Source organism: Streptomyces sp. NPDC020490, assembly GCF_044335305.1.
In the GTDB taxonomy this organism is placed as follows: Bacteria; Actinomycetota; Actinomycetes; order Streptomycetales; family Streptomycetaceae; genus Streptomyces.
Map to the genome: position 1 here is coordinate 1 of NZ_JBIRUY010000081.1, position 8,530 is coordinate 8,530.

Annotated in this window: 11 protein-coding genes; 6 read left to right on the top strand and 5 right to left on the bottom strand. The window is 70.0% G+C overall.

All coding sequences use genetic code 11. From position 1 onward, the window contains the following. Positions 1-135: 135 nt before the first annotated feature. Positions 136-642 (top strand): LURP-one-related family protein, encoded by a 507-nt coding sequence (locus tag ACH4ZX_RS39825; protein ID WP_360749578.1) that lies wholly within the window; start codon positions 136-138, stop codon positions 640-642. Positions 643-662: 20 nt separating this feature from the next. Here ACH4ZX_RS39825 and ACH4ZX_RS39830 read toward each other — a convergent pair whose 3' ends face one another. Beyond that, entirely contained in the window at positions 663-1,469 is an 807-nt protein-coding gene (locus tag ACH4ZX_RS39830; RefSeq protein WP_398283761.1) for a carbon-nitrogen family hydrolase, read from the bottom strand. Between the two features lie 219 nt (positions 1,470-1,688). Here ACH4ZX_RS39830 and ACH4ZX_RS39835 point away from each other — a divergent pair, with 219 nt between their 5' ends. Next, the gene (locus ACH4ZX_RS39835) at positions 1,689-2,513 is read left to right on the top strand and encodes a maleylpyruvate isomerase family mycothiol-dependent enzyme (protein ID WP_398283763.1); all 825 of its coding nucleotides are present in this window, start codon (positions 1,689-1,691) and stop codon (positions 2,511-2,513) included. A 254-nt stretch (positions 2,514-2,767) separates the two neighbouring features. On the opposite strand, the gene ACH4ZX_RS39840 is transcribed toward ACH4ZX_RS39835, so the two are convergent. Then, positions 2,768-4,063, bottom strand: coding sequence for a nitrate/nitrite transporter (locus ACH4ZX_RS39840; protein ID WP_398283765.1), 1,296 nt, complete (start codon positions 4,061-4,063; stop codon positions 2,768-2,770). Further along, positions 4,060-4,722: a GntR family transcriptional regulator gene (locus tag ACH4ZX_RS39845; RefSeq protein WP_398283767.1), complete on the bottom strand. Its 663-nt coding sequence runs from the start codon at positions 4,720-4,722 to the stop codon at positions 4,060-4,062. Before ACH4ZX_RS39845 ends, ACH4ZX_RS39840 begins: the two co-directional genes overlap by 4 nt. Before the next feature lie 243 nt (positions 4,723-4,965). On the opposite strand from ACH4ZX_RS39845, the gene ACH4ZX_RS39850 reads away from it, so the two are divergent. Continuing rightward, positions 4,966-5,868: a D-alanyl-D-alanine carboxypeptidase family protein gene (locus ACH4ZX_RS39850; protein ID WP_398283769.1), complete on the top strand. Its 903-nt coding sequence runs from the start codon at positions 4,966-4,968 to the stop codon at positions 5,866-5,868. Positions 5,869-5,918: 50 nt separating this feature from the next. Here the strand turns inward: ACH4ZX_RS39850 and ACH4ZX_RS39855 are convergent, their stop codons facing one another. Next, complete coding sequence (locus ACH4ZX_RS39855; protein WP_398283771.1) at positions 5,919-6,110, bottom strand: DUF397 domain-containing protein; 192 nt, start codon at positions 6,108-6,110, stop codon at positions 5,919-5,921. Between the two features lie 4 nt (positions 6,111-6,114). Beyond that, the gene (locus ACH4ZX_RS39860) at positions 6,115-6,996 is read right to left on the bottom strand and encodes a helix-turn-helix domain-containing protein (RefSeq protein ID WP_398283773.1); all 882 of its coding nucleotides are present in this window, start codon (positions 6,994-6,996) and stop codon (positions 6,115-6,117) included. Between the two features lie 228 nt (positions 6,997-7,224). On the opposite strand from ACH4ZX_RS39860, the gene ACH4ZX_RS39865 reads away from it, so the two are divergent. The 3 genes from ACH4ZX_RS39865 (at position 7,225) to ACH4ZX_RS39875 (ending at position 8,328) form a co-directional block, all read left to right on the top strand. Continuing rightward, complete coding sequence (locus tag ACH4ZX_RS39865; protein ID WP_398283775.1) at positions 7,225-7,665, top strand: ATP-binding protein; 441 nt, start codon at positions 7,225-7,227, stop codon at positions 7,663-7,665. A gap of 64 nt (positions 7,666-7,729) precedes the next feature. Then, positions 7,730-8,077, top strand: coding sequence for a hypothetical protein (locus ACH4ZX_RS39870; RefSeq protein ID WP_398283777.1), 348 nt, complete (start codon positions 7,730-7,732; stop codon positions 8,075-8,077). Further along, positions 8,074-8,328 (top strand): type II toxin-antitoxin system RelE/ParE family toxin, encoded by a 255-nt coding sequence (locus ACH4ZX_RS39875; protein WP_398283779.1) that lies wholly within the window; start codon positions 8,074-8,076, stop codon positions 8,326-8,328. The genes ACH4ZX_RS39870 and ACH4ZX_RS39875 overlap by 4 nt, the downstream gene beginning before the upstream one ends. Positions 8,329-8,530: the final 202 nt, after the last annotated feature.

The following is an 8,530-nucleotide window of genomic DNA, read 5'->3' on the forward strand; positions in this document are numbered from 1 at the left end:
AAGAGGGTGTTCAGATCTTGCGTCACAACATGATCTTGAACACCCTCTGTTCACGCCTGATCGTCAGCCCAGGACATAGGACTTACTCGTCTAGCGGCGGCGTCGCGGGCCGGCCGGCGGGGAAGCGCTGACGGTATGAGATTCCTGGTACGCGACCGGCTCCTCGGCATCGGCGAGGACTACTGGATCGAGGACGAGCACGGCGACAAGGTGTTCCTCGTCGACGGCAAGGCCATGCGGCTGCGGGACACGTTCGAGCTGAAGGACCGGGACGGGCACGTGCTCGTCGACATCCACCAGAAGATGTTCGCACTGCGCGACACGATGGTGATCGAACGCGGCGGCGAGGGCCTGGCGACCGTCCGGCGCAAGCGCCTGTCGCTGCTGCGCAACCACTTCCGGGTCACCCTGGTGGACGGCACCGAACTCGACGTCAGCGGCCGCATCCTGGACCGGGAGTTCGTCGTCGAGTACGACGGCGAGGTGCTCGCCGTGATCTCCCGCCGCTGGCTGCACGTACGCGAGACGTACGGCGTCGACGTCGTCCGCGAGGACGCGGACCCGGCGCTGCTGATCGCGGTGACGGTGTGCGTGATCCACCTCGCGGAGAAGGAGCGGGAGCACGACCGGGGGGAGGATTAGCCCCTCTCCCCGACGGGGGGTCAGGAAGGCCGGGGCGCGGGCGGGGGCGCCAGGCCCAGGACGCGGTCCTTCAGGGCCGGGAACTGCTGCCGGGTCGCCGCCACCTTCGCCGGGTCGAGGTCGACGGTGAGGACCTCCTCGCCGGCGCCCGCCTCGGCGAGCACCTCGCCCCAGGGATCCACCACGATCGAGTGACCGGCCTGGGGAACCCCCGCGTGGGTCCCGGCCGTTCCACAGGCGAGCACGAACGCCTGGTTCTCCACCGCCCGCGCCCGGGCCAGCAGCGTCCAGTGCGCCCGGCGGCGCTCCGGCCAGCCCGCCGGGATCACCAGGATCTCGGCGCCGGCGTCGACGAGCGCGCGGAACAGTTCGGGGAAGCGGAGGTCGTAGCAGGTGGCAAGGCCGGCGGTGGTCTGCGGCAGCGGGACGGTCACCGGTTCGCGGCCCGCTCCCATCAGCACGGCCTCGCCCTTGTCGAAGCCGAAGCGGTGGATCTTGCGGTAGGCGGCGGCCAGGTCGCCGGAGGGGGTGAAGACGAGTGAGGTGTTGTAGAGGGTGCCGTCCGGGTCGCGCTCGGGGATCGAGCCCGCGTGCAGCCACACGCCCGCGTCGCTCGCCGCCTTCGCCATGGCCCCGTACGTCGGCCCCTGGAGCGGCTCGGCCTCGCCGCCGAAGTCCTCGTAGGCGAACGCACCGGTGGTCCACAGCTCCGGGAGCACGACCAGATCGGCTCCGGCCTGTTCCCGCACGAGCGACGACACCCGCCGCCGACGCGATTCGACCGATTCGCCCTCGTTCACGGCAATCTGAAGCAAAGAGGCGCGCACACTACCACCGTCCTGGCATGGAAGCCGTCCACTCGGGCCTACGATCGTCACACGAAAGCACTGCCGGGGTGCCTCACAGCAGCGTAACTTGGGGGCACCCCCGGCTCGAGCGCGACCGAGAGCTGGGGGAGTTCCAAGACACCCGCCGAGTGCAGCCACCTCCCACTGGCAAAGCCGCCACAATCTGCCCGTGTACCGACCGCCGAGGGGTCCCGTTCCGTGAGTCTGCATCCCACCCTCCAGCCCTACGCCGACGCCTGGACCCACTCCATCGAAGCGATATCCGAACTGGTCCGGCCCCTTGTGGAGGGCGAGTGGAACTGGCGCACACCGTGCCCGGGGTGGTCGGTCCGTGACGTCGTCTCCCACGTCATCGGCCTGGACTGCGAGATGCTCGGCGACCCGCGGCCCATCCACGCGCTCCCGCGCGACCTGTTCCACGTCACCAACGAGCACCAGCGCTACATGGAGATGCAGGTCGACGTCCGCCGCCACCACACGGCGCCGGAGATGACGTCCGAGCTGGAGTACGTGATCATCCGCCGCAACCGCCAGCTGCGCAACGAGAACCGGCAGCCGGGCGCCAAGGTGCGCGGCCCGCTGGGCTCCGAGCTGACGCTGGAGGAGTCCATGCGCAGCCACGCCTTCAACGTGTGGGTGCACGAGCAGGACCTGCGCGCCGCCCTCGGCCGCCCCGGCAACCTCGACTCCCCCGGCGCGCACGTGGCCCGTGACGTGCTGCTGGCCGCGCTGCCGGAGGTGGTGGCGAACCGGGCCGAGGCGCCACGCAGCTCGGCGTTCGTCTTCGACGTCCACGGTCCGGTCGAGTTCCTGCGCACGATCCGCATCGACATCCAGGGCCGCGGCACCCTCGAGACGGCCCCCGCGCTGGGACCCGCCGCGACCTTCACCCTCGACTGGGAGACCTACGTCCGCCTGGCCTGCGGCCGGGTGACCCCGGACGCGGTGGCGGACCGGGTCAAGGCGGAGGGGGACCCGGAGCTGACGTCGGCGATCCTGCGGAACTTCACGGTGACGCCGTAGTCCGGGGCGCCGCGGGCCTTCAACGGTGACGTCGGGGTCCGGGGCGCTTCGGGACGGGGCCGCACCGCGCGCCACGGCGCCGCGGTGCCCCGCCCGGCGGCCGGAGCACGTCGGCGGCCCGAGCACGCCGGCGGCCCGAACACGCCGAGGGCCCGAACACGCCGAGGGCCGGAGCACGCCGAGGGCCGGCCGGAGCACGCCGGTGAGCGGGGCCACGTGGCAGGTCACGCGGGTGAGCGGGGCCGCGTCGCGGGTCACGCGGGCACGTGCACCGTCTCCACCCGGCTGGCCACCAGCCGCTCCCGCTCCCTGCGCGCCGCCCGCCCGCCGAGCCGGAGGATCTGGCTGACGCCGAGCGCCTGGAGCACGAACACCGCGGAGAAGGCGACGGTGTAGTTGTCGCCGGTGGCGTCGAGCAGCACGCCGATCGCGAACAGCGTCGTCATCGAGGCGACGAAACCGCCCATGTTGGTGATTCCGGAGGCCGTGCCCTGCCGCTCCGGCGGGTTGGCCGGCCGCGCGAAGTCGAAGCCGAGCATGGAGGCGGGCCCGCAGGCGCCCAGCACCGCGCACAGCGCGATCAGCAGCCCCATCGGCGCGTGGGCGCCGGGCCAGGCCAGGGTGAGCGCCCACATGGCCGCGGTGGCGCCCACGGTGCCCAGCGCCAGCGGCAGCCGGGCCGCGTGGTGCCGGGCGACGACCTGGCCGTAGACCAGGCCGACGGCCATGTTCGACAGGACGACCAGGGTGAGCAGTTCCCCGGCCGTGGCGCGGCTGAGCCCCTGCGCCTCGACCAGGAACGGCAGCCCCCACAGCAGCAGGAACACCATCGCCGGGAACTGGGTCGTGAAGTGCACCCACAGCCCGAGCCGGGTCCCCGGCTCCCGCCAGGACGCGGCGATCTGCCGGCGCACGTAGGCGGCTCCCCGGTGCGGCAGCGGCTCCGGCTCGTGACCCTCGGGGTGGTCCTTCAGGAAGACCAGCAGCAGGACGAGGACGACGGCTCCGGCGAGCGAGCTGCCCGCGAACGCCGCCGTCCAGCCGACGCCGTGCAGCAGCCGGGCCAGCACCAGCGTGGAGACGAGGTTGCCGGCCATGCCCACGAGTCCCGCGAACTGCGCGACGAGCGGGCCGCGCCGGGCGGGGAACCAGCGGGTGCCCAGCCGCAGCACGCTGATGAACGTCATCGCGTCACCGCAGCCGAGCAGCGCCCGCGAACCGAGCGCCATGCCGTACGACGGCGAGAGGGCGAAGCCCAGCTGGCCGGCCGTGAACAGCACGGTCCCGATGCCCAGCACCTTCTTGGTGCCGAGCCGGTCGACCAGGAGCCCGACGGGTATCTGCATGCCGGCGTAGACCAGCAACTGCAGGATGGAGAAGGTCGACAGCGCCGAGGCGTTGACGTGGAAGCGGTCGGCCGCGTCGAGTCCGGCGACCCCGAGGGACGTCCGGAAGATCACGGCGACGAAGTAGACGGAGACGCCGATGCCCCAGACGGCGATCGCGCGCCGTCCGCCCGGAGGATCGCCCGGCAGGGTGGAGGCGGTCACCGGATCTCACCCCGCGCCAGGTGCGAGAACCAGCCGACGTGCCGGTGCACGACGCCGACCGCCGCGTCCGCGTCCCCGGAGCGCAGCGCGTCGAGGATCTCCTCGTGCTCGGCGAGGGTCTTGGCGATCCGGTCGGGGTGCGAGTGCATGACGGCGACGCCCATGCGCAGCTGACGGTCGCGCAGCTGGTCGTAGAGGCGGGAGAGGATCTCGTTGCCGCCGCTGCGCACGATCTCGGCGTGGAAGCAGCGGTCGGTGACGGCGGCCGCGGCGAAGTCGCCTGCGGCGGCCTGCGCCTTCTGCCGGGTCAACAGCTCCTCCAGCCTCTCGACGAGCCCCGCGGAAGCGGGTACGGCCTTGCGGGCCGCGTGCTCCTCGACCAGCAGGCGGGTCTCGATGACGTCGGCGATCTCCTGCGCGGACACCGGCAGGACCAGCGCGCCCTTCTTCGGGTACAGCCGGATCAGCCCCTCGACCTCCAGCCGCAGCAGCGCCTCGCGCACGGGGGTGCGCGAGACTCCGACGGCTTCGGCGAGTTCGCCTTCGGTGAGGAGCGTCCCGCCCTCGTAACGGCGTTCCAGGACGGCCTGCTTGACGTGGGCGTACACACGGTCGGCGGCGGGTGGCCGCTTGACGGGTGCGAGTGGCGCTGAAGACATGAACACAGCATAGATACAACACGTACGCATGTCCGGGCCCGTCCACGATGCGGACCGCGCGCGGGCCCGCCCGAGTCGCACACGGCACGGGAGTGGCCCACGCCACAGCCGGATCCTGAATTCACCCCATCAACCGCACAACCTTCTGTGCTACTTACGTGTCACACACGTGCGGCCCCAGATTCCATGCTCGCTCAACCAGGCCGCATTCCAGGGGCATTCGACTCAATCGGGGTACCTCACTTGACTACCGGCATCAAGGGCTTCCGTCTTCGCAAAGCCGCAGCCGTCGCCGTCACGACCGGCGCGGTGTTCGCCACCGGAGCGCTCACCGCGGCTCCGGCGCAGGCCTTGACGGCGCCCACCATCACCGCCAAGGGCGGATACCTGATGAACAGCGCCACTGGCACGACCCTCTACAGCAAGTCCGCCGACACCAAGCGGCTGACCGCCTCGACGACGAAGGTCATGACCGCCAAGGTCGTGCTGTCGCAGTCGAACCTGAACCTGGACACCAAGGTCACGATCAAAAAGGCAGTCAGTGACTACATGGTCTCCAAGGGCTACCCCTCGTCGGCCCACCTGATCGTCGGTGACAAGGTCACCGTCCGGCAGCTGCTGTACGGGATGATGCTGCCCTCCGGCTGCGACGCGGCGATGGCCCTCGCCGACAAGTTCGGCACGGGCACGTCGGTCAGCGCGCGCGTGAAGTCGTTCATCTCCAAGATGAACACCACGGCCAAGAACCTCGGCATGACGAACACGCACTTCGACTCGTTCGACGGCCTGAGCAACGGCTCGAACTACTCGACGCCGCGCGACCTGACGAAGCTCGCCCGCAGCGTGATGAAGAGCTCCACGTTCAAGACCGTCGTGAAGACCAAGTCGTACACGGCGAAGACCATCACGAGCAGCGGCGCCACCCGCACGATGGCCACCTGGAGCAACACCAACACCCTGCTCGGCTGGAACGGCACGCTCGGCATCAAGACCGGTTCGGGCCCCGACGCCCACTACTGCCTCGTCTTCGCCGCCACGCTGAACGGCGAGTCCGTGATGGGCACGGTCATGACGGCCCCGTCCGCCACGGACCGCACGAACGACGTCAAGAAGCTCATCAACTACGGCTACGCCAAGATCAGCTGACGTTCCGCTTCACACTCCGAGGGCCCGTCGCAGCCGGCGACGGGCCCTTTTCAGCGCCCGGAGCCCCCCACGAACGCCGCGAAGGACGCCCATGCGGCGGGCGCGACCCGGAGTATGGGCCCATCGGCCCGCTTGCTGTCCCGCACGGCAACGGTCCGGGGGACATTACGGGCGACCTCCACGCACTGCTGTCCCGCGTCTCCGCCGCTGTAACTGGACTTGACGAACTCGAAGTCGGTCACCGACCTACATCTCCTTGCGAATGGTCTCGATCAGTTCGAGAGCGTTGCGCTCCGCCAGACCGACCCGCGCGATCCGCTCGAAGACACGGCCATGCCTGGCAGCGTCCTCCTCGCTCTCCAACCAGAGCGTAGAAGACGGTACGTCCATATGTACGACGTCCAGCGCTCCGGGCTCGCTGAACGAGACAATGCTGAACGCCCCGGTCATGCCGGGATTGGCACCTGCAAGGAAGGGCACCACCTGGATTCTCACCGTGTCCAGGGCCGCCACCTCGAGCAGATGGCCGAGTTGCTCCCTCATCACAGCCCTTCCGCCGACGAGTTGACGCAACGCGCCCTCATGGATGACGGCCCACAGCTCCAGCGGGCGTTCCGACCGAAGTCGCGCCTGGCGGGTCAGTCTGGCATCCACGAACGGCTCGATCTCGCTCGGGTCCTCCCACGAGCCGGCGCCCACCGCCACCGCACGCGCGTAGTCCGGCGTCTGCAACAGCCCTGGAACGAAGGCGATTTCCCACGTGCGGATACTGGTGGCGATGTCCTCCAGGGCGACGTACTCGACCATGGCGGCAAGCTGCGGATACTGATTCCACCAGCCCCTGGCCTTGCGCCGGTCCCGGTCCGCCTTGGCCAGGGCCAGCAGCTTCCCGATCGCCGTCTCGTCCGTCTGACCGTACAGATGGCACAGCGCCCTGACGTCGGGATCACGCAGTGGCACCTGACCGCGCTCGATCTTCGCGACCTTGGTGACAGATGCCGTCAACGCCTCGGCAGCCTGCGGCTGGCGCATCCCGCACACCTCGCGCATGCGCAGCAACTCCCCGCCGAGTCGCCGCCCCAAGACGGTCGTAACCGTCTTCCCCCGTTCCGGGTTCCTGCCCGCCATGACACGTCCCTCCCGATCGATCGGCCCAGTGTGAAACTCCCGAGCGAGGCCCCGCAAACCAAGGGCAGCAATATTTCTGCCCAAGTAAGTTGCTGCCCCCGCCCGGATGTCGCTACCGTCAGTGCTCACTCGCCCACAGAGCGACACCAGCAGGCGGAAGCGCACCGTGCCGTCCGCACGGCGGAGCCACCCCGCTGTGCCTCACACCGCACAAGGAGGTGCGCTCCCGTGACCGACTCCTGCCCTCCCGGGCCGCCCAAGGTCCACGGCCGCTACGACGCCGTGAGCTTCACGCCGTACCCGCGCAGCGTCCCCCTCGCCCGCAGGCATGTCGCCCGGCTCGCCGTCGCCTGGGGGCACCCGGAGGTGGCCGGCGACGCGGCCTTGGTGGCGAGCGAGCTGTGCACCAACGCGGTGCTGCACGGGTGCCTGCGGGACCGGCTGTTCCGGGTGGAGACGTCCCTCGGCGCGGGCGCGCTGCGGGTCGCCGTCACCGATCCGAGGGGCGAGCGGCTCCCCGACCACGCCCGAGTCTCCGACCCCGACGACCAGTTCGGCCGGGGACTGCTCATCGTCCGTACGCTCGCCTCCCGCTGGTCCGTGGAGAAACTGACGGTCGGCAAGAGCGTCTGGGCGGAACTCGACATCGCGAGGATCCCCGATGCGTAGCCTGCTCAGCCGTCTCCGAAGGTGTCCTGCCGGTACCGTGGCCCCGCGGCGAAAGGAGACACAGATGGCAGCCGAATGGCACAACGCGGTGACGGAGGCCAGGCAAGCCACCGGGTTCACGGGGGATGTCGTCCAGCGCACGGTCGACGGCATCGGGGCGGCGCTGCGCCTCGACCATCGAGCCGGCTTCTACACAGAACTCGGCACTCTGTCCGACTCCGGCGCCTTCGACGCGTTCCTCAACCACTGGTGGACCCAGGCCCTCGCCGACTCGGCACCGGACGAGGACACCCGCGAGCAGGCGATCGACTTCGCCGACGTGACCGTATCGCTGTACGCCCGGTCTGCGGACGGCTCTACCGTCACCCAGGCCGAGATCGAAGCCCTCATCGCCGGAGCGGAAGCCTCTTGAACTACACCATCATCTGGGAACGGACGGCTTCCGAAGGCCTCAAGCGGCTCCGAGCGCGAGACGGCGACGCCGTGAAGCCGCTCGTGAAGGCGATCAATTCTCTTGCCAACGACCCGGAGCCCTCCGCCAGCAGCAAGCTTGGCGGGACCAGCCTCCGGCGGTTACGCGTGGGAATCTATCGGGCCACCTACGAGATCGACGGAACCACTGTCGCCGTCAAGGTTCTGATGGTCGGCAGCACTGCCGCCTGATCACAGCTCCGATGGTTCGCGAGATCGCAAGCAGAAGTTGCGGTCTCAGCGTCCCCGCAGGTCAGAGAGGGGGGGGGGGGGGACGGGGCGGGGGTGGGGGCCCCCCCCCCGCGGGGGGGGGTTTGGGGAAGGCACACTGTGTGAAAGCGTTTGTGGGGTGGTCACCGGGGTCGGTCGACACGGGGGGGGGGGGGTGGGGAGA